The organism is Desulfurispirillum alkaliphilum, assembly GCF_055378285.1.
The window spans coordinates 1,127,882-1,147,487 of the sequence record NZ_AP042405.1; the positions used below are offsets into that span (position 1 = coordinate 1,127,882).

20 protein-coding genes are annotated in these 19,606 nt (G+C 50.4%); 2 read left to right on the forward strand and 18 right to left on the reverse strand.

The window, feature by feature from the left end; translation table 11 throughout:
* Positions 1-14: 14 nt before the first annotated feature.
* Positions 15-575 (reverse strand): D-glycero-alpha-D-manno-heptose-1,7-bisphosphate 7-phosphatase, encoded by a 561-nt coding sequence (locus tag ACZ46I_RS05180; protein ID WP_464281658.1) that lies wholly within the window; start codon positions 573-575, stop codon positions 15-17.
* Between the two features lie 157 nt (positions 576-732).
* Here ACZ46I_RS05180 and htpG point away from each other — a divergent pair, with 157 nt between their 5' ends.
* Positions 733-2,631 (forward strand): molecular chaperone HtpG, encoded by a 1,899-nt coding sequence (gene htpG, locus ACZ46I_RS05185; protein WP_464281659.1) that lies wholly within the window; start codon positions 733-735, stop codon positions 2,629-2,631.
* A gap of 77 nt (positions 2,632-2,708) precedes the next feature.
* Here htpG and ACZ46I_RS05190 read toward each other — a convergent pair whose 3' ends face one another.
* Both ACZ46I_RS05190 and ACZ46I_RS05195 read right to left on the reverse strand, forming a co-directional pair.
* On the reverse strand, positions 2,709-3,071 hold the full coding sequence (locus ACZ46I_RS05190) for a PilZ domain-containing protein (protein WP_013506973.1): 363 nt from the start codon (positions 3,069-3,071) through the stop codon (positions 2,709-2,711).
* Between the two features lie 127 nt (positions 3,072-3,198).
* On the reverse strand, positions 3,199-3,675 hold the full coding sequence (locus ACZ46I_RS05195; protein ID WP_464281660.1) for a hypothetical protein: 477 nt from the start codon (positions 3,673-3,675) through the stop codon (positions 3,199-3,201).
* Positions 3,676-3,828: 153 nt separating this feature from the next.
* On the opposite strand from ACZ46I_RS05195, the gene ACZ46I_RS05200 reads away from it, so the two are divergent.
* Complete coding sequence (locus ACZ46I_RS05200; RefSeq protein WP_464281661.1) at positions 3,829-5,394, forward strand: PepSY domain-containing protein; 1,566 nt, start codon at positions 3,829-3,831, stop codon at positions 5,392-5,394.
* 417 nt (positions 5,395-5,811) lie between these two features.
* Here the strand turns inward: ACZ46I_RS05200 and ACZ46I_RS05205 are convergent, their stop codons facing one another.
* The 15 genes from ACZ46I_RS05205 to ACZ46I_RS05275 form a co-directional block, all read right to left on the reverse strand.
* Positions 5,812-6,132, reverse strand: a complete 321-nt coding sequence (locus tag ACZ46I_RS05205) for a hypothetical protein (protein WP_464281662.1) — start codon at positions 6,130-6,132, stop codon at positions 5,812-5,814.
* Between the two features lie 249 nt (positions 6,133-6,381).
* Positions 6,382-7,116: a hypothetical protein gene (locus tag ACZ46I_RS05210; protein ID WP_464281663.1), complete on the reverse strand. Its 735-nt coding sequence runs from the start codon at positions 7,114-7,116 to the stop codon at positions 6,382-6,384.
* Between the two features lie 693 nt (positions 7,117-7,809).
* Positions 7,810-8,121 carry a type II toxin-antitoxin system RelE/ParE family toxin gene (locus tag ACZ46I_RS05215; RefSeq protein ID WP_464281664.1) on the reverse strand — a complete coding sequence of 104 codons (312 nt, stop codon included), beginning with the start codon at positions 8,119-8,121 and terminating at the stop codon, positions 7,810-7,812.
* Positions 8,109-8,366 (reverse strand): type II toxin-antitoxin system Phd/YefM family antitoxin, encoded by a 258-nt coding sequence (locus ACZ46I_RS05220; protein WP_013506968.1) that lies wholly within the window; start codon positions 8,364-8,366, stop codon positions 8,109-8,111. The genes ACZ46I_RS05215 and ACZ46I_RS05220 overlap by 13 nt, the downstream gene beginning before the upstream one ends.
* 154 nt (positions 8,367-8,520) lie before the next feature.
* On the reverse strand, positions 8,521-8,988 hold the full coding sequence (locus ACZ46I_RS05225) for a hypothetical protein (RefSeq protein ID WP_464281665.1): 468 nt from the start codon (positions 8,986-8,988) through the stop codon (positions 8,521-8,523).
* Positions 8,989-9,094: 106 nt separating this feature from the next.
* Positions 9,095-9,460 (reverse strand): SH3 domain-containing protein, encoded by a 366-nt coding sequence (locus ACZ46I_RS05230; RefSeq protein ID WP_394423480.1) that lies wholly within the window; start codon positions 9,458-9,460, stop codon positions 9,095-9,097.
* A 94-nt stretch (positions 9,461-9,554) separates the two neighbouring features.
* Positions 9,555-10,049, reverse strand: coding sequence for a P-loop nucleotide/nucleoside kinase family protein (locus ACZ46I_RS05235; RefSeq protein WP_464281666.1), 495 nt, complete (start codon positions 10,047-10,049; stop codon positions 9,555-9,557).
* Between the two features lie 144 nt (positions 10,050-10,193).
* Positions 10,194-11,060, reverse strand: coding sequence for a PSE family carbenicillin-hydrolyzing class A beta-lactamase (blaPSE, locus tag ACZ46I_RS05240; RefSeq protein ID WP_464281667.1), 867 nt, complete (start codon positions 11,058-11,060; stop codon positions 10,194-10,196).
* 121 nt (positions 11,061-11,181) lie between these two features.
* A complete protein-coding gene (locus tag ACZ46I_RS05245; protein WP_464281668.1) occupies positions 11,182-12,807 on the reverse strand; it encodes an endonuclease NucS domain-containing protein in 1,626 nt (541 codons plus the stop codon).
* Between the two features lie 701 nt (positions 12,808-13,508).
* The gene (locus ACZ46I_RS05250) at positions 13,509-14,429 is read right to left on the reverse strand and encodes a hypothetical protein (protein WP_464281669.1); all 921 of its coding nucleotides are present in this window, start codon (positions 14,427-14,429) and stop codon (positions 13,509-13,511) included.
* Positions 14,430-15,122: 693 nt separating this feature from the next.
* On the reverse strand, positions 15,123-15,422 hold the full coding sequence (locus tag ACZ46I_RS05255; protein ID WP_464281670.1) for a hypothetical protein: 300 nt from the start codon (positions 15,420-15,422) through the stop codon (positions 15,123-15,125).
* 108 nt (positions 15,423-15,530) lie between these two features.
* Positions 15,531-16,856, reverse strand: a complete 1,326-nt coding sequence (locus ACZ46I_RS05260) for a serine hydrolase domain-containing protein (protein ID WP_464281671.1) — start codon at positions 16,854-16,856, stop codon at positions 15,531-15,533.
* Between the two features lie 120 nt (positions 16,857-16,976).
* Positions 16,977-17,453: a GNAT family N-acetyltransferase gene (locus tag ACZ46I_RS05265; protein ID WP_464281840.1), complete on the reverse strand. Its 477-nt coding sequence runs from the start codon at positions 17,451-17,453 to the stop codon at positions 16,977-16,979.
* Positions 17,454-18,021: 568 nt separating this feature from the next.
* Positions 18,022-18,588, reverse strand: coding sequence for an HNH endonuclease (locus ACZ46I_RS05270; protein WP_464281672.1), 567 nt, complete (start codon positions 18,586-18,588; stop codon positions 18,022-18,024).
* Positions 18,534-19,371, reverse strand: a protein-coding gene (locus ACZ46I_RS05275; RefSeq protein ID WP_464280308.1) for an IS5 family transposase whose coding sequence is annotated in 2 segments (ribosomal slippage) — positions 18,534-18,965 and positions 18,967-19,371 — 837 coding nt in all. Because the reading frame shifts where the segments join, the coding sequence is not laid out codon by codon here. The genes ACZ46I_RS05270 and ACZ46I_RS05275 overlap by 55 nt, the downstream gene beginning before the upstream one ends.
* Positions 19,372-19,606 lie beyond the last annotated feature (235 nt).

Here is a 19,606-nt window from a genome sequence, read left to right on the forward strand (position 1 = left end):
GGCTTTTTTTCTGGCTACCGGCCTTGCAGAAAGCGGGCGGCCTCCAGCAGGGTGGCGCAGCGCTGGAAGGCAAAGGGACGCTCCTGGGGGGGCGTGAAGTTGTCATATTCCCTGCCGTGGCCGGTCTGTACCAGGATGCCCCCCTGGCATCCCGCGGCGTAGCCCGCCAGGATGTCGGCGTCCTTGTCGCCGATGATCCACGCCCGCTGCAGGTCGATCCCGTGTTCACGGGCAGCCTGCAGCAGCATTCCCGGCAAGGGTTTGCGGCACAGGCACTCCCCGTCTCGTGAGGGGTGGTGGGGGCAGTGGTAGATGGCGTCGATGGCGACATCGTAGCGGTCGCGCAGGTCATCCACCATGAAGCGGTTCAGCTCATCCATCTGCTCCTGGCGGTAGTAGCCGCGCCCGATGCCGGACTGATTGGTGACCACCACCAGGTGGTCGCACAGGGCGCGCAGCACCTGCAGGGCCTGGGGAACCTCTTTTTCGTAGGCGAAATCCGCAATGCGGTGCAGGTATTCGAGTTCGCGATTGATGGTGCCGTCGCGGTCAAGGAAAATGGCGCTGAAGGGCATGTGTACTCCTGTGAGGTCTCTGGCGCTTTTGTACGTTACCCGCTCCGCGGGCGCAAGCTTTGCGTTGATTTTTTACGTCAGATGGGTATAATGCGCTGGCACTCAAGGAATCCGAGTGCCAGCAAATATGCAATACAATCCTGGAGGCCATAGAGACATGACAGCCCAAACCATGGAATTCAAGACGGAAGTTCAGCAACTGCTCGACCTGATGATCCACTCCCTCTACTCCCACAAGGAGATCTTCCTGCGGGAGCTCATATCCAACGCTTCCGACGCCATCGACAAGGTGCGCTATCTTTCCCTGACCAACAGCGGTCTGCTGGAGGGCGAGGGCGACGGCAAGATCAAAATTGCCATCGACAAGGATGCCGCCACCATCACCATCAGCGATAACGGCATCGGCATGAACCGTGACGATGTCATCAAGTCCCTGGGCACCATCGCCCACTCCGGCACCAAGGAGTTCATCCAGGCCCTCAAGAGCGAAGAGGTGCAGAATAATCCGGAGCTGATCGGCCAGTTCGGCGTCGGCTTCTACTCCACCTTTATGGTGGCCTCCAAAGTCACCGTGCGCACCCGCAAGGCCGGTGAGCCCGCTGAAAGTGGCGTGGTGTGGGAGTCTGCCGCCGATGGTTCCTATACCATCGATGCCTGCACCAAGGAAAACAAGGGGACGGAAATTACCCTGGTGATGAAGGATGACGAGAAGGAGTTTCTGGACCAGTGGACTCTGCGCGGTATCGTGCGCCGCTACTCCGACTATATCGAATATCCCATCGTCATGGATGTGGAGAAGACCGAAGGCGAGGGCGACGACGCGAAAAAGGTCATCAGCGAGGAGACCCTCAACTCCCAGAAAGCCATCTGGCTCAAGGACAAGTCCGACGTCAGCGCCGAAGAGTACAACGAGTTCTACAAGCATATCGCCCACGATTTCACCGACCCGGCCAAGGTCATCCACTACCGTGCCGAAGGCACCAGCGAGTTTTCGGCTCTGCTCTACCTGCCCTCGCGCGCGCCCTTTGACCTCTTCTACAAAGAGTTCAAAATCGGCCCCACCCTCTATGTGCGCCGCGTGCAGATCATGGAGCACTGCGAAGACCTGGTTCCTCTCTACCTGCGCTTTGTCAAAGGCGTTGTGGACTCCTCCGACCTGCCCCTCAACGTCTCCCGTGAAATCCTGCAGAAAAACCGCCAGGTGGAGCAGATGCGCAAGACCATCACCAAGAAGGTGCTGGACACGCTGGGTGAAATGAAGCGCGACGAAAACGACGCCTATCTCGGCTTCTATGGGGAGTTCGGCAAGGTGCTCAAGGAGGGCATTCACTACGATCCCACCCGCAAGGACACCATCGCCGACCTGCTGCTCTTCGAGTCCACCCACACCGAAGCGGGCAAGCTGACCGACCTGCAGTCCTACATTGGCCGCATGCCCGCCGAGCAGGAGCACATCTACTACATCACCGGCGCCAGCCGCCGCGAACTGGAGGGTTCACCCTACCTGGAGGCCTTCAAGGAAAAGGGCTACGAAGTGCTCTTCATGCTGGATGAAATCGACGACTTCATCGTCAGCAGCCTGCACGCGTACCAGGAAAAGGAATTCAAGTCCGCCGTCAAGGGCGACATTACCCTGGATAAAGAGAACGAAGAGAAGAAAAAAGAGGCCCAGGAGAAGCACAAAGACCTGCTGGAGCTGATCAAAAACGAACTGGGCGAAAGCGTCAAGGAAGTGCGCCTCTCCGGTCGCCTCAAGGACTCTCCCTGCTGCCTCGTGGCCGGGGAAGCCGACATGGACCCCCAGATGGAAAAGATCCTCAAGTCCATGGGCCAGGAAGTGCCTTCCGGCAGCCGCATCCTGGAACTGAATCCCGACCACCTGCTCTTCAGCGCCATGAATGGCCTGTACGAAAAGGACAAGGACAGCGGCACCCTGAAGGAGTACGCCCGCCTGCTCTACGACCAGGCCCTTATCCTGGAAGGCTCCAAACCCACCGATCCCGCCGCTTACGCCCGCTCCGTCGCGCGCATTATGGCCGAAAACGCCATGCGCTGAGCCGGTATTTCAGCACACGACACCTTTACGACAAAAGCCCTCCATGCGGAGGGCTTTTTGATTATCCAGAAGACCCTTCAGGTCACCTGTTTTTCAAAGTTATAGGTCATGATAACGCGATTGATGTGATATTCCGCTTCTTCGGATTTATCGATGAACTCAAAGCCAGTGGCCAGCAGGCTGTCGTTGATGTCGCGCTTGCTCCAGCGGCTCAGAACGCGTAGAGGGACGTGAATTTTTTCCCACTCCCGCGCTTCAGCGGGAAACTTCACATACACATCAAAGTAGTGACCCTGGGGCAGGGGCTCCTCGTGGACGAGCATGAACCCCTTGTCGGTCAGGTCGACAATGCGCCCCAGCAGCCGATGGGACCCCTGCGTATAGACGGGGAAGTAGTAGATAAGATTGCGGCGGGTTGCCTTGCGGCTGTCTCTTCCCATGGGGGCTCCTTGCATGGCACCTGAAAACACCCATCTGCGGGGAAGTACGCTGCACTCCCCTGGTGCCGGGATGTTCTGTGTGAGTCTTTTCAGCTGCGGTGTATTTCCGGGCTTGTGGGCAGCGGGTTCAGCGCACCCGTGGTATGCGCACTTCGTGCTTGTTGATGCTGATCCAGTGGTTCCAGCTTTCCAGCTGGTGAGACTCCTGGATCTGCGCGCTGCCACTGCGGACGCCCTTGAGATTGCGAATGGACGCCTCCAGACCGCGCTGATAGTCCTGGCGGAAGTGGTGGGGCAGGTCGCGGTGGGCTTTCTCCAGAACACGGTCTTCAACCAGCAGGGCCTGCTCCAGGGCCCGTTCCCGCAGGGCAAGGGCCTGTTCAATCTCCGTGGGAGACAGCTCGCCACGGGCGCTGGTGCGGGAGGTCATCAGCATGTGCGCCTGCCCGTTGGCCTCCAGGGAGTTCAGGAAATGGATGATGTTGCTTTTGTCCTCGTCACTCCATGAGGAGAAGCTGGCGGAATAGAAAGCCAGTGCCAGCAGGAGAATGCCGAATATAACAGTGGTGGCGATAATATGTTTGCGGCGGTTATTGTCAAACATGTGGTTTCCCCTTTGTTGATAGGTGCAGTATAGGTGTCACCCGTACGGGAAAAATTGACCCTGGTCAATTTTTCCGCGGCGCCTGCTGTGGTATGCACAGGGAGTGTGTGCTGAGAAGTTCAATATGTCCCATTCCTACAGGAGAACGCTGTTTTGAACACATTGTACCGTTTTTTCTTTCGTATTTCAAAACCTATTCATAAGTATCTCGGACTCGTCCTGTGTTTGTATTTTCTGGCCATGGGAGCCAGTGGCCTTCTGCTGAACAATCCCGGCTGGATTCGTTCCATGTCCGTTTCGTGGAACCTGACCCCTGCCAACTATGAGTACCAGAACTGGAACCGCATGCTGGTGCGCCAGGGATTTATTGACTCCGACGACACCTGGTTTGTGGCGGGCAAAGCCGGAGTGCTGCGCGGTGAAGACGGCGCGTTCACCGCACTGGAACAGGGTTTTCCCCGGGCACTGTACGAACGGGACACCTCGGCCCTGCTGCCCCTGGATGGCGGCCTGCTGGCGGCAACCCGTGGCGGACTCTATGCCTTTGATCGCTCGCAGCAGTCCTGGCGACAGCTGGAACTGCCAGGAGCTGGCCGCTCCCCCCACGTGGTGGACGTGGTACGGGCTGGCCAGCAGATCGTCGCCTTCACCGCCCGTCAGGTGTTTGTGGCAGAGGCCGATGAACTCTCTTTCCGACCCGTGGAGCTGACCGTCGCCGATGAAAACTTCCGTGGACGGGTTCCCCTGTTCCGGATACTGCACGACATCCACAACGGCACCATCATCGGCCTGCCCGGCAAACTGCTGGTGGATGTGATCGGGCTGGCCCTGGTATTCCTGAGCATCAGCTGCCTGGTGATCTGGTATGTGCCGCGCCGCAACCGCTGGTTTGCCCGCTGGCGCAGAAACCCCGGCGCCTTCTTCCGCTTCAACTGGCGCTACCACCTGAAAGTGGGCGTATACGCCGTGGCCTTCCTGGCCATGCTGGCCATCAGTGGCGCCCTCCTGCGTCCGCCCCTGCTCATTGCCATTGCCCCCTATTCCATGGAACGGGAGCACCCCCTGCTGAGCTTTTCCGAACGCTCCCACGGCCTGGGCGGCAAGATACAGCGCGCCCTTTACTCCACCTGGGACAACAGCATTCTGCTGGCCACGGAAAGCGGCTTCTGGCGTGGGCCAGCTGATTTTTCCGCGCCCTTTCGTCCCGCCTCAGTGCCGATTTCCATCCATGGCATGGGAGCGACCGTGCTGGAAGAGATGGAGCCGGGACTCTTCCTGGTCGGCTCATTTTCCGGCCTCTTCGTGTGGGAGGAACTCTCGCAGCGAGTCTGGCGCCTGCCAAGGCCCGGGCTGCGTGGCGGCAACCCCTTCATGAGCAACGACCTGGTCAGTGGCGTGATCCTGCAGGAAGGGTATCCCCGCTTCCGCCTGGACTACCACGACGGCATGCTGCCCCTCAGCGCCCAGCGTGCCGATATTCCACCCGCCATGCCCCGCGAGATAGCCCGCAACACCCCCCTCTCCCTGTGGCACTACCTCTTCGAGTTCCATAACGGGCGTATCTTTGAAAAGTGGCTTGGTTCAAGCTACATGCTGGTGGTTCCCATCGGCGGTGTACTGCTGCTGATCATCGGGCTCAGTGGCCTGTACGACTGGTGGTATCGCCGCCGGAAGGCAAAGCAGAAAAAGCGCATGGAAAGCGCACAGACAGAGGAATAGGTTTCTGGAAAAGCGGCTTTGCTGGAACGTCAGCAGGCCGCTTTTTTTTGTCTGTGGAAAGAGGGAATTTACCGCGAATGGACGCCAATAGACGCGAATATGGGAGAAAAAGGCATGCCTCACGCCAAGCTCGCAAAGGCACCAAGGAAAGGCAGTGGGGAGGGAGGAGCAGCCGGGTTGACCGCGAATGGACACGAATGAACGCGAATACAGAAGAATAAAGTAGGTCTCTCGCCCGTTCGCTACGCTCACCGGGGCCGCAAAGCCCGCCAAGGAAGACAAGGGGCGTTCAGTGTAAAGTGGGTGTCTTTTAGGTCGTTTGCCCGCCCTGATTGACAGCATCATCTATCAAAATAGCCACCCGAAAGAGTGGCTATTGGTATTTCATTGGTCGCGAAAAAAATTCTGCATAATTGATTAATCGTCGTAAAATGGACTCCTAGGGTCAAAGTGATTTAAATCAAAAAGGAATTCAGGTTTTTTACTTTTCAAAAACACATCATCCTCAAGGCCAGTCTTAATCCACGGCTTCTGCCCTTCAGCAGGTCCCATATAAGTGAGCTGGCGGCCTTCATGGAAATCAGCGGGAACGGGCACCTGATCTTCGGGAGCATCTATACTATTTGCATTTTGAATCCACTCACGCTGTGAGTTGCGGGCGACAAGAGCAATGACGACACCTATGCTGATAAACAGAGCAGTAAAGCCGACTGCCTGCAAGACACCTATCAAAGTCATGCATCACCTCTCGTAGTTTAATTTTATATAGTGCATTGTCGGGGTTCTCAGTACAAAAGCCAAGGATGAGATCACCGCAACGCATTATTTTATTATAACCTGCGAGAGTTTCCCGCATTTCAGGAGCAATTTTTCTCCGGGATAATCCATACTTACTCTCTATGCTTAACGCCAGCATCGCAGGTGCGCAAAAGAGCGACAGGCAAAGTAGGTGTCCTTGACTCGTGCTAGTTGGGTATTTCTACAGTCTCAATTATCTTTGTAACCAACTACTTTCTTTAGCTTTCCTCTAATGAGAAACAGTATTACTCCAAAAATAACAGCTGCAAGTGCAGCCCAAAACTCCACGAATTTCTCCCATAAAACACTCCAAAGTTCATTCACTTTCTCGCTGAAAATTTCTTTTTGGTCGACTTCGACCAAGACCTTCAACGTGGAGGCAGTCTTAGGAATGGGCGCGCCACTACAGTCAATAGAATCAAAAAGATAAACATTGGCGCCCACGTCATGTGTCCCTTGTTTGAGTGGTGTCAGTTTGAAGCGCACCTCCGAACCTGAAGGATGTATCCTAAGGCATTGGGTTTCTGCGGGGTCTATTTTAAACGCCGGAGCAAATGGTTGTACCGTTGCAGATTCTCCGACAGCAGGAACGGTAGTGTCATCTTGAATCATGTGATCTGGAAAGTCTGGTTTGTAGCTTGTATTGCCGATCCAGACTCTGAGCTCACCCGGTATACCGGGAGTCTTAATGATCTCGTCAGCGCCCAATACGACACTATATTCGTTGATTCTATTAGTATTTTCAGCGTGCTCGGGGTAGCTCTCAGCAGGGGCGGCAGCTTCTTTAGTGTACTCGAGGCGGCTCTCAGCGGGGGCGGCAACTTCTTCAGCGTGTTTTTCGCCATCTGAGCAAGAGGCTAACGCAAATAAAGAGATTAACAGGATGTAAGAAGAAAGTTGCATTTTAATATTGTTTAATTTCATTGGCAGACTCCCGTTCATGTCAGTTGTTTTTTCGAGCCAGTTTCTCGGTCAAGTCCACAATTGGAAACACCGCCTTCCTGAGGCGCTGCATTGCCCAGCCAGTTGATTCAGTCCGTATGATATCAGAATAAATGTTATAGTAATACTGTTAACTTCCATGGAATTGACAGATGCGTGACTTTGTTCCTGGAGTAGCTCGTTTAAACGCTCTGCGTTCAGATTGGTTTGATGCGCCCGAATCCGCCCCGCAGCTAATCCTCCTGCCTTTCCTTGGCGACTTAGCGGCTTTGCGAGAGGTATGTCTTTCGCTCTTTTTCCGTGCCCTCCGTGCATTCCGATGGAGGGTAATAGCCAGCTGAAACCACGGATGGACGCGAATAAACGCGAATCCAGAAGAACAAAGCAGGTCTCTCGCCCGTTCGCTATGCTCACCGGGGCCGCAGAGGTCGCCAAGGAAGGCAAGGGGCGCACAGCGCAAAGTGGGTGTCCTTTAGTTCGGCAGCGACTGGTTGGGCAAGGCGACGAATCCGAGTACCGTGTTGTGTACCCGATGAAGAGAGCGAAACGCTTCCAAACGATCTATCGAAGAGTCTCCGCTCATTCGAACTCCGTGTATGTTGGTACAAGCGTCATCCTTGGCCACCTAACGCCCATATTCACGTGCCAGCGTAGCTGGTCACGTGCAATTGATGGTTAGCTGTTCAACTCCTCGTCCAGAAGAAATTTACGTAACAACATTTCTTCCCTCATGACGTGAACAATGAAAACCACACCCTTGTCTTGACGGTAAAATATTCGACATGGCCTGACAGAAATTTCACGATATATCGAGCCTGGAATCTCGGGGGGGACATGTCCCGAATCCGGAAACTGCCCAAGCCGATCCACGGTTGAAAATATTTTCTTAACATGCCCTGCGGCAGCTTCCGGCTTATCCAACGCGATGTAATCTGCGATTTCTTCCAGTTGATACAGTGCGGGATCCGTCCATACTATTTCAGCCACTTTTGCATCCGCTCTTTGGCCTTTTCATGGGAGGTCGTTCTGCCCTCCAGAATGGCCCTTTCTCCCTTGGACAATCCTTCCAGCAGCGCCAGCCTGCGCTGCATGAATTCGTAATCCTGAACATCGACCAGGTAAGCGGATGGCTGGCCGTGTTCTGTGATCAGGACCGCTTCCTTGCTCTCATGCAGATCAGCAAGAATTCTTGTCGCTTGACGCTTTAGATTGGTTACAAGCTCAACTTTCATGGGCTACCTCCTTCAGAGTGCCACTATAGTATCACTTTTGTCGGTTTATGACTACTCTTGCAAGACACGGAGGTCAATCTTGACAGCTAACGTCCGCCATCACCGGTGACAAACCGGCGCGAAACTGAGGTTTGGCATCCGGTGCATGGCATGGTTATGCGCTTTCTCCGATGGCACGGATATCCTCGATGTCTACCGGCCGCGAGAGCGCAGATTTATACCGGACCAGATCTTCCTTCAACATAAGGGGCAAATCTAGGCCCAGCAGGTGCATTGTTTTATAACGAGAGAAATCTATGTTGAGCGGGATCCAGGTCTGGCTGCCTAAATCAAAGATTCGTGGACCGTTAGCGTTGCCCACTTCCACTTTGATGCCCTCATACTTGAACTGGACGTAGGTTAGATCCCAGCCTTCCTCCTGGCGGTGAGCGGCAGCCTTGGATACAAATTCTTGGCCGGCCTGAACCACTGACGAAAAATGTTCGCCGGAAACGAAAAGATCTATGTCATTCAGGTCACGCTCAGACCCATATCCCTTTGCAGCGAGTCCACCACAGATCAGAAAGGGGATATTCCTATCTCCCAGTAACCCCACAATCCACTGGGCCGCTAATTGATGCACGGCTCCTCCTTTTGCGCATAACGCCGCCAGCACGCGCGGCTTTGTAGTGAAGGCGAAGCCGCAACGGAAAAGCCGTCGCCGTGCCTGGCCTTGTTAGCCGGGGATACTACGCCCCGGCCTCTTTAAGATTTTCCAATGGCACCCACCCTGATTCCGTGCTGCCTGATTTCTCACACCATACCCAGCCATTCAAAATCCTTGTGCCAGTCAGTAGCTCACCTTCCAGCACATTGAGTTCTCTTGCCGTATAGTCATCAAGTGCTCGCCCGCTAGAGTCACCAAGGCGTTCAATAACTTGGCCAGGTACCCAGCCTGGTTCTTGTCCTGGCGTACTGCAATAGAACCAGTTATCCCAGCCTTCAGATCCCTTATATTCTTCGCCAACAACAAGAGGATCACCTGTTCGGAAAGTGATTGGGCTGGGGAACTCACTTTCATGAGGGCTGGCGACGATATATTTCTTAATGCTCATGTTGCTCCCAAATTTTGGCTAACGCCCGCAGCACGCGCGGCTTTGTAGTGAAGGCGAAGCCGCAACGAAAAAGCCGTCGCCGTGCCTGCGATTGTTATGCGTTTGACGTAATTACAGTTGTGTTGAACCCTTCATCAGAAGTGGGGGCAACAAAGTACTTTGTAACAAGCTCAAACATCTCTTCCGTATCAGTTCCCGCTCTCTGCGGCTGCTCTATCCGCCTTTTTGCAATTTGCCCCAAGCAAATATCATTTGGCTGATCGATGTAAATTAGCTCGTGTGGAGCCTGGATCTCAGAAAAAATGCTTTTAAACCACTCTCTTTGCGAAATTGTATTGGCAGGAAAGTCCATTACCACATTAGTACCTGCTGCCAAGATCGACTGAGCCAGCTTCTTCATTTGAGGCTTGAGCCGACCAGCATATTTTACGTAATCTTCCAGTGTCTTAATGCTATCGGGATAAGCTGACGCAAGCCATTCGTCTTCAGAAAGCAGAACGGCGTTTCGCTCATGGGAAACTTCAAGAGACTTTGTAGTTTTACCTGCCCCCATTTTTCCACAGAAAAATGTCAATACTCCTTTATTCATTTCTTACCTCGTATTGCATAACGCCGCATTAAGGGGCAGCCAACGCTACTACCAACTTACCGCATAACACCGTAACCACAAAAACCAACGCATAATAAAAGTGCCACGCGTTGGCTGTCCCTCTTAAATGCTTTGTTAGCCTTATCAACGCGATTGTGATGAATAAACTTCAAAAATTGAACGACCAATTTTAACAATTGCATCATTTCGCTCTGCTATTGAAGCCTCTGTTTGCGCTAGATAGATACTAACTATGATTGGGGATTGAGCTTCACTCCAAACAACGGCTGTAATACTTCGAGCACCAAATCCGCCAGTACCTGAACGATCCGCAATATTCCATCCCTCTGGCAATACTGACCGCAATAAATTACCAGTGACTTGATTATTCACCATCCAATACTCTAATTTTTTCTGGCCATCTTGAGACAATGTGGAACCAAATAATAATTCATTTAAAGTATTCACTATTGCATTAGGAGTTGTCGTATCCCTCAAATCACCAAGCTTGCCTTCATTTAATTCAGGTTCAATACGGTCTAGACGGGTTTCTTTATCTCCGATTTGTCTTAGAAAATCCGTCACGCTTTCAGGACCTCCTAGGGCATTTAGGATGATATTTGCTGCTGCATTATCACTTGTCGTCATAGTTGCAAAACACGCATCATCGAGCGTTATTGCTTGTCCTACTTGCTTTTCTATTACGGGAGAATAGGTCACAAGATCTGCTTTTTTGATCTCAACTGTACTCTTAGAATTTATTTCCCCTTGCTCAGCATTATATAATAATTTAGCGCAAGCTATTGTTTTAAAAGTACTTGTTAAAGGAAAACGCTGATTGCCATTGTAATCCCAAGACTCTCCAGTTTGAGTATCAAGAACAGAAATCCCTATATGCGCAGAAAGAGATGCTTCAATTGCCTTAGCATCTTGTTCAACCTGTTGAAACTTTGAACTATTTGCAAACACTATAGACGGTATTAAAAGCGAAAATACCAGTAAAAGCTTCATGTAATAACCTCATCATTTTGATTGGCTTACATCTTATATCAGAGTGTGAAGTATTCAAATAAGGCTAACGCCTAAATCAGGTGCGCCTTAGGCGTCACCTGGATTTTCTTGTTATGTGATTTCATGTAATGAACACATTTCCAAAATCTTTGCTTGAGATTTCTGAAACAATTTCAAATAAATATGTTTCATTATTCTTTATATAGGATGCGAAAGCTTCAAAAGGGTTGGTAGGAGAACATTCTCTCCAACGCTCACTTTGATACTTGAAGAATGTTCGCTGTCCTTGAGTGATGTCGCATCTGAAGCTTCTATATTCTAATCCTAGATCTTCGATAATATCTGTATCTTCTGAAGCCCGAGCTCCCCATGTAACAGTAAGAATAAGAGCTTCTATTTTTCCGAAATAATATTTGTTCAGTATTTCTTGAAATGATTTTGGCTGACTACTTTCTACTAGGGAGCCAAAGTACGTTTGAACATCTTCATTATTATCATGAACAATAATGGAATAAGTTGGTAAATATAGTATTCCTTCCTCTTTGGTTAAACAGAAATAAGGAGTGAAAACACCTGTCTCAGGATTATATATAGAGATAGTTATTTCAGCGTTTGGGAAGTCTCTTTCTATATCATTAAGAACTCGTAGAATTTGATACTTCCACGATAGGTTCGTCGAAAGTGTTTCTTCTATTTCGTTCTTTAAAATCTTTAGATGATACTGATTGTTTATGGATATTTTTTTCTTGTATCTCTGGCCAGTAACGCCATCATAACCGTTTATTTCTTCTATTATTGCGGCATCATCAAGCAAATTATTTCTTTCAAATTTACCATATCTTTTAACCGAATGTATTTTCAAGTTTTCTGAATTTAGTAGCTTGTCAAATTTAGCAGGGTAGCTGATATCGATATCATCTTCGTTACTTCTTGGCTCCATCGCTGTTAATGTTTCGTGTAAATAGCAGGACTTTTCGCTCTCTTCTAAATCCTCAATTATCTCATTAACCTCTTCAAGCGCATCCTTATTGCAACTTATTGAATTGATGCACTGCTCTTGTGATAATTCCTGCATTGCGAAGTACGCTATATATTTATAATGAGGGATCTTATCTTCTCTTAAAGGATTTCCTGACAACCCAGATAATAACTCAAGTCTTCTTATTTGTGATTCTGATGAAAATAAGTTATCACCCTTAAATGTGATAAGGATGTAGTCCTTGATTCCTTTCTTTGCGCATGATTCTTCAATGCTTGTAATTCCGTTTAATAAGGAGTCTTGGTTCAAGTAATAATGGGCAGTATGCCATGGCGCTATAAGACGCCCATTATTAAGATCTAAGGGGGTTATAGCTGTGGTTCGAATATTGGCTTCTTCAGTTACATCTACTGCAAGACCAATGACTGAGATCGATGTATCGCTTACAAACCTAGAGAATGGGACTAACAATTCTTTCCATTCTGTTGAAGCAATAATTACGCGAATTTCGTTATCCTTAACGCCAAAATGGAGCTTAACTCCTTCTACATATTTGTTTATCTCGTGAATTGCTTCTCTTGATGATGCATTACTTCTTTTAAGTTCTATTAGTACATGATTGCCAATATTGTCTTTTGCGTATAGGTCAATGAAACCTCTTGTCCCCAATTCATTAGGTATGTACTGTTCCTTGCTTATAAGAGTAAGCCCAGGCTCTAAGATAGATATATTTTCTGAGATTAGATCTCTCAATATTGATTCTTTCATATAAATAAATTCCGTTATTAGACCTTAGAGGTATGCACTTATCACATAACTATATTTAGGCGTCAAAAGTGATGCTATGCACTTTCTCAAAAACCGTACAAAATGACGGATAAAAATGCCCGCCTGACTGTGCATCCTGTAACTCTTTCATAAACTGTGCCTTCCTGTCAGGTTTGCATTCAGGCCAGTATTTCCGTCAAATCCACAATTGGAAAGACCGTCTTCCTGAGGCGTTGCATTGCCGCGCCAGTTGCTTCAGTCTGTATGGTATCAGAATAAATGTTACAGGAATACCATTGACCTCCATGGAATTGACAGATGCGTGATTTTATTCCTGGAGCAGCTCGTTTAAACGCTCTGCGTTCAGATCGGCTCATGTACCCCAATCCGCTCCGCAGTTAATCCTCCTGCCTTTCCTTGGTGCCTTTGCGAGCTTGGCGAGAGGCATGTCTTTCTCTCTTTTTCCATGCCATCCGTGTATTCCGATGGAGGGTAACAGCAAGCTGAAACCACGAATGGACACGAATAAACGCGAATCCAGAAGAGTGAAGCAGGTCTCTCGCCCGTTCGCTGCGCTCACCGGGGCTGCAAAGCCCGCCAAGGAAGGCAAGGGGCGCACAGCGCAAAGTGGGTGTCCTTTATCCTCGCAGCCTGCAAAAGGCAACTTCTCACGCCAAGCTCGCCAGCTTGCCTGGCCTGACTTATTCACGCAAGAGAAGTTCCAGGAACTTCATGTCATCATAAAGCATATCCAGGTTCTGTAAAATAAATCCTTCGTCCATAAACATTTGCCACTTGCTTGCCTGTCCGGGGAAATAACCGAACTGCTCTATTCTGGCACTCATGGCATCCTGGAGAGTATCATAAGCCGTGGGGTCAAAGAACGTATAGGGATTCGATTCATAGGCCATGTATATGCCTTGAGCAAGGTCACTCGCATCATCATTTTCAAAAGCATTATTCAAAAAGTGCAGTACGGCTGGATTGACATCGGATAGCGGTTTGGTAGACCTGGCGCCATATGTGGTCCCTTGACCGACAATGTGGAGCACCTGATTTACAACGGCCTCAGAGCCCTCGCGTCGCAGATACTTCCCTTGATTGTCCCGCAAAAAATTCCCCTCATCATCCGTCTGAAACTTATACTGGATAAATTCCTGTAAAGAATCAAAATCAGGTGGCTTATGGCCGGGAATAAAAGAAACTCTGATGCCGCTTGGATCGCGGAAGCGTGTGCTGTTTTGCAGGTATTCCACCAGATCGGCGGTGGAAAGCTCATCCAGCATACTTTCATCTTCCAGCCCCAGGTTATGCGATAAACGACTTAACTCCTCTTGCTGCAGGCTTTCCATGCGCTCTTTGGTTTTGAGCAGCGTATCTGCATCAATATCTTTGGGCTTAACACCCATGGGATCGAAGATGACATTATGCTCAGCCGCAAACGTGTTGCGTTCAACCTGACGACGCGCAAAAGAACTAAACTCAGCAATGTCTTGAGGTGATTTCTGTTCAACCGACTGCAACTTTGTCAAATCCGGTAACGCCATTGAAGCAGCCTCATTGGGCCGTGCCAGTGCTTTTCGCAAAAAGGCATTGGCAATGCTTTGGATATCGTTGAGCATCTCTACCACACTCCTTTGTGGTTAAAAACTTCGCTTTTAAAAGAGGAGCTTCACTTGCAGCGCCTGTGGCATGGACTTCTGGCAGTGCATTTATAACCTTCGATGGATAACGTGTATGTTCGTGTTAAGCTCATGGGATGTCAAGCTGATTTTGAAAATTTGTCCTGCAGACGCCATCTCCATTCGGCAGGCGTCGGCCATGCTCACATGGAAGTCTATAAAGACGTTATGTCTTCAATGGTGAGTGCCATGATATCGTGGCGGTTTGATATGAGGTGCTGAACTGTGTGCAACTGTCCAGATTTGGCGTATTTTCCAGGGCGAGAATTAGGGGAATGCGGTGAAGGGCGATATCGCGGGCAACACCGCAGATGAGGGCTTTTCAGCAGCATGCAAAAGGCAATGCCTCACGCCAAGCTCACAAAGGCACCAAGGAAAGGCAGTGGGGAGGGAGGAGCAGCCAGATTTACCGCGAATGGACACGAATCCAGAAGAATAAAGCAGGTCTCACGCCCGTTCGCTATGCTCACTCAAGCCGCAGAGGTCGCCAAGGAAGGCAAGGGGCGCACAGCGCAAAGTGGGTGTCCTTTAGTTCGATGCCCGCCATAAACGGCGCGAGGAACGAGCGTCCGGCGACCGTAGGGAGCGAATTTAATGGCTTTGCTAGTACTGTTAATTGTAAACTGTTGGTTGCTAACAAAACGGCACCCCATTCTCGTCTTCCGATTCCACCGATTCTGAAACCGGGTCAAATCTGGAAGTAGAGTCTTCTATCGGAATCAGTTCCCACATTTCATTCTGGTGCAACCAGAGCGGATCAGCATTTTCCTCAATGAACTGATCTATCGGTATGCCATCCACAGTCGGTGGCCGCTTTAATCTGACTTGCTTTCCATTCATAAAGCTCCACTGGTATTTCTTTTGTCGCTCGGCCTTCGCGGCTTTCCTCGCACGCCTTTGAGCCGGAGTGAACTTTTTCTTAACCTTTGCCATGCCCAGCCATTTTGGTGCTAATGTTTAGGCTCAGCGCGTTTGGGCGGCAATGGAGCGCAGCGGAATTGCCGTCCGGTGGAGCGCCTTGTTCGCCCATGTATATTCCCGTCACTGTTTCATCAAATACTTAGCCACGGCTTGATAGGCAGGTAAGGAGGTTGGGTCAATCTGCGCGTTTTCAGCAGTTGGAAAAGACGCAAACCGAACGATGACCATCTCGGCAGTTGGGTCTATATAGATGGTTTGCCCGTGAACGCCACGCGCAGCGAAAGCACCGTGTTCGTCATGAAACACCCACCACATGCTACGGTAACTACCGCCTTTGAGCATTTTGTAGCCAGCCTTAGCGAAGACTTCTCTATCGCCACCGGCGCGAATGTTCTCTACGACGGCTTTTGGAAATAAGCGATCCCCGTTGATCTCTCCGCCGTTAAGCATAAAAAGCCCAATGCGCCCTAGATCTCGCATGCCGGCACTGAGTCCGCCGCCAGCAAAAGGCGTTCCCTTCGCGTCTACCGTCATATATCCATCTTGCTCCGCACCCATTCTGCTCCAGATACGCTCCGACAGCAGGTGCGCGAGATCCTTGCCTGTGACTCTCGATACAATCCAACCCAGTGCGTCCGTGTTGATGGTTTTGTACCCGAAGGCCTCACCATGGGCGCCGTCCTGCGTGACGGTTTGTAGATACTCGAAATAGCCGTTTGGTCCCTTATAACCTTGTGGTTTTGGTAATGGGCTCGCCGCCTTTGAATAAGCCCAGATATCTGCCTTTGGATCGGAGTAGTTCTCGCTATAGTTTAGCGCCGTGGTCATGTCCATTACTTGGCGCACTGTTGCGCTGCCGAAAGCGCTGTCCTTAAGTTCCGGGATAATTGACGAGACCTTCGCTGTGTCGTCAAGCAGCCCCTCAACTACGAGAATCTCGGCCAGTAGTCCCGTCAGCGACTTCGTCATCGACATCGCGGCGTGCTTGCCCTGCTCGTCCAGACATCCAAAGTACCTTTCGTAAACAATCCGGTTCTTGTGAATGATGAGTATGCCATCGGTATAGTTGGCCGAAAGCGACTCCCTCCATGTCATTAGCTTTTCACTGCCAAGAGGCGTGAAGCGAACTGCATCAATAGCCTCATCGATTGCGTAGGTCAACGGTACCGATGAACCGATACCGCGACTCACCTCCTTTGTGGGCATCAGCTCGCGAATGTGGCATACCGTCCAACGCAACTTGGGGAACCCAAAGAAATCGGACTCCGGCTGCATGATAAGTTTTTCAGGTGGCGGGGGGAATCCCGTCATCCAACCCATCTTCACTGGATCTGATTTATCTGCACTCAATGGCACGGTTGATTGCTCAGCCGCATGCGCAAAACCGCCAAACAAGGTCAGAATACCTAAGAACGTTACGAGTGCGGTGCGTATTGTATCCAGCATGGTTATTCCTCCTTGCGGGTCATGGAAGTGCCTGGCTTATTTGGCGAACGCTGCCAACACGGGCAGCTTTGTAGTGAAGGCGAAGCCGCAACGGAAAAGCTGTCGCCGTGCTTGGCCTGGTTAAGTTGTATATTTCTCAATCTTTAAATGAATGAGTGCAACACGGTCTCCATTGTAATCAACCCGTTGCTCAATATCGTAAGGCCGAAAACCAAGCTTTGGGTACAAGAGCAATCCTGCTACGTTTCTATTAAAGCAAGATACTGAAACCGCCTTCGCGTGGTGCTTCTCGAAGCCCAGCGTGAGCATATGATTGATCAGATAGCTCCCCACTCCAGAGCCTCTGACGTCGGACGCGACAACAACATTACCGATTGAACATAACCCTTCCTTCCACCGGTAAAAATTCGCGAATGCAACAACACGTCCGGCGACTTCCACTACCGTTGAGTCAGCGCGCTTTTCGATGCTTTGACGCAAGTCTGCTTCCGACAGTGGGAAGCCTACTCTTGGAAAGCAATAAAAGAGCTCTTCACGTGTTTTCGGAAGCTTACAAATCTCAGGGATGTCGCTTTCCGTTACTTTTCGATGGTGCACAGGTTCCCTCCATGCAATTAACGCCGCAAACAGCGGCGGTGAAAAGTGGGTTGGAGCGAAGCGGAAACCCGCTTTACACCGTCCTACTGATTTGTTTTGTTGGACGGAGCCGCTACGCGGCAGACAAATACCGATCAAACCCATTTCACCACGATGAACCACTTGTAATCTCACCGTATTTGGTAATGGTAGCAGCGGAGCGTCTACCGCTCTCTATCAGGTACCGAGGAGATTACAATGAACACCACCATGCCGCAAGATCCGAGTTTCAACAAACTGTACAATCTCTCTCTGCAAATATACCGATTACACCATTGCTGCTTCTTTCCACATCTACGATCAAATCTTGAATGGCACTAACCAACTCATTGTGTTCTATCAACGCTAGCGAATCGAGCAAGGAGCAAGCTAGGCGCTGATCTCCTGGCCGAAACTGGTCGACCCAAGATATGCCCTCGGTTGTTTCAGATAAGCGCGTCATTGGTCACCTTCGAGAGCTAACGACAGTCATCACAGGCGGCAAACTCGTAGCGTAGCGAAGGTTTTGCCGTCCTCGTGAATGGCATTGTTATATTTCACTTTGTTTCGCGACCAGCTTTCTCAACTGACCAACACTAAGAGCCGGCTTTTTTCGATGCAGCATCCTATGGCAATTTGAGCAAACCAATGCCAGCTCGGATATTTTTGTTTTTCGCTCTCCGTCCAATTCCGATATAGGCACCGTATGATGGGCTTCAATGAACCCCTCTCCAAGTTCACCGTACACATCCAGGAAGGAGAATTCACAGACCTCACACCTAAGCGCACCGGTTTGCCTAAGGCGTATCTCTTTGGCTTTTTTCGAGAGAGCGGCATCTCGCTCCTTCGATCGGTGCAAACGGAAACGTTCTTTGCCCTCTGGGGAGGCGGATTCGTCATCTTCAATAGCTATACGCCGTTCCGTTTTTCCTTCTCTGCGATCAGTTACCCGATAACCCCGACTCACAAAATAATTTTTCGCCTCAACTGCGTTGAAATTATCCGAAGACCACTCCTCCCCGTCAAGGTACTTCGCTGCAATTGAGATTACATACTTAGGACTTATCCATAAATTACGCCGATTTTCCTGTATGTGATTATCGCCGCCGCGAGACACGTCAATCCGTAGTGAGTGACCTCAAGCTTCTCAAAGCGCACATGAATCTTCCTGAAACGGTTGAACCAGGAAATAGATGCTTCCACTATCCAGCGCCTCGCCTTCTTTGATGGGTCACGCTTCTTGTCCTCGATCTCTTCTTTTCGCTGCTTTACATGGGGTATGTATCCGCGCTGAAGAATGCTGCTGAGCGCCGGCTTTCCCTTGTAGCCACAATCTGCGCAAAGATGCTGCTCCTGCTCTGCAGGCTTCTCGAAGACTACGCCATCAAGAACGGCTTCAAGCTGGCTCACATCATGCCGGTTCGCTCCGGTTACGACGATGGACAACGGGACGCCACGACCGTCCACCAGGACATGACGCTTGCTCCCGTTTTTTTCCCCGATCCGTCGGGTTCTTCCCTACGGTTTCAAGAGCCATTGGAGCTTTGTACATTCCGCCATCTATGCTTTGCCACTCCCAAGCTATCCCCTCCATCTCGTCATACTCAGCCAGCCCCTGACGCCAAATAGCTTCGAATACACCGGCCTTACTCCATTCAATGAAGTACTTGTGCACTGCACTGGCGCAACCAAACTGCTCCTTGGGTATCGCTTTCCACTGACAACCGGTGCGCAGCACATAGACAATGCCGGAAAACGCCTTCCTGGGGTCAAGTCGCTTGCGCCCACCACCAGGCTTGCGCTTGTAGATCTTGTCAGGATCTCTTTGCTGGATTGGCAGTAAAGGCTCAACTCTTTGCCAGAAGGCATCTGAAACTTCCCATGATTGCACTTTAGACATAAATCACCGCCATGAATGATCTTTTGTGGATCATTCTACAGCGAAACATTGCTCGGGTCAATGATTATTTATGGACAAGTTCTTAGGCGGGTACTTCTTGCCATCCAGGACAAGATCGTAATGGACAGAAGCGCGCTCGTTGGGTACGCCATCCCTATCTATTTCCTTCGCAGCACTCTTAAAATGAACTGAAGTTAGACCTTTGGGGATCATCCTATTCTCCGTGAAATATAAC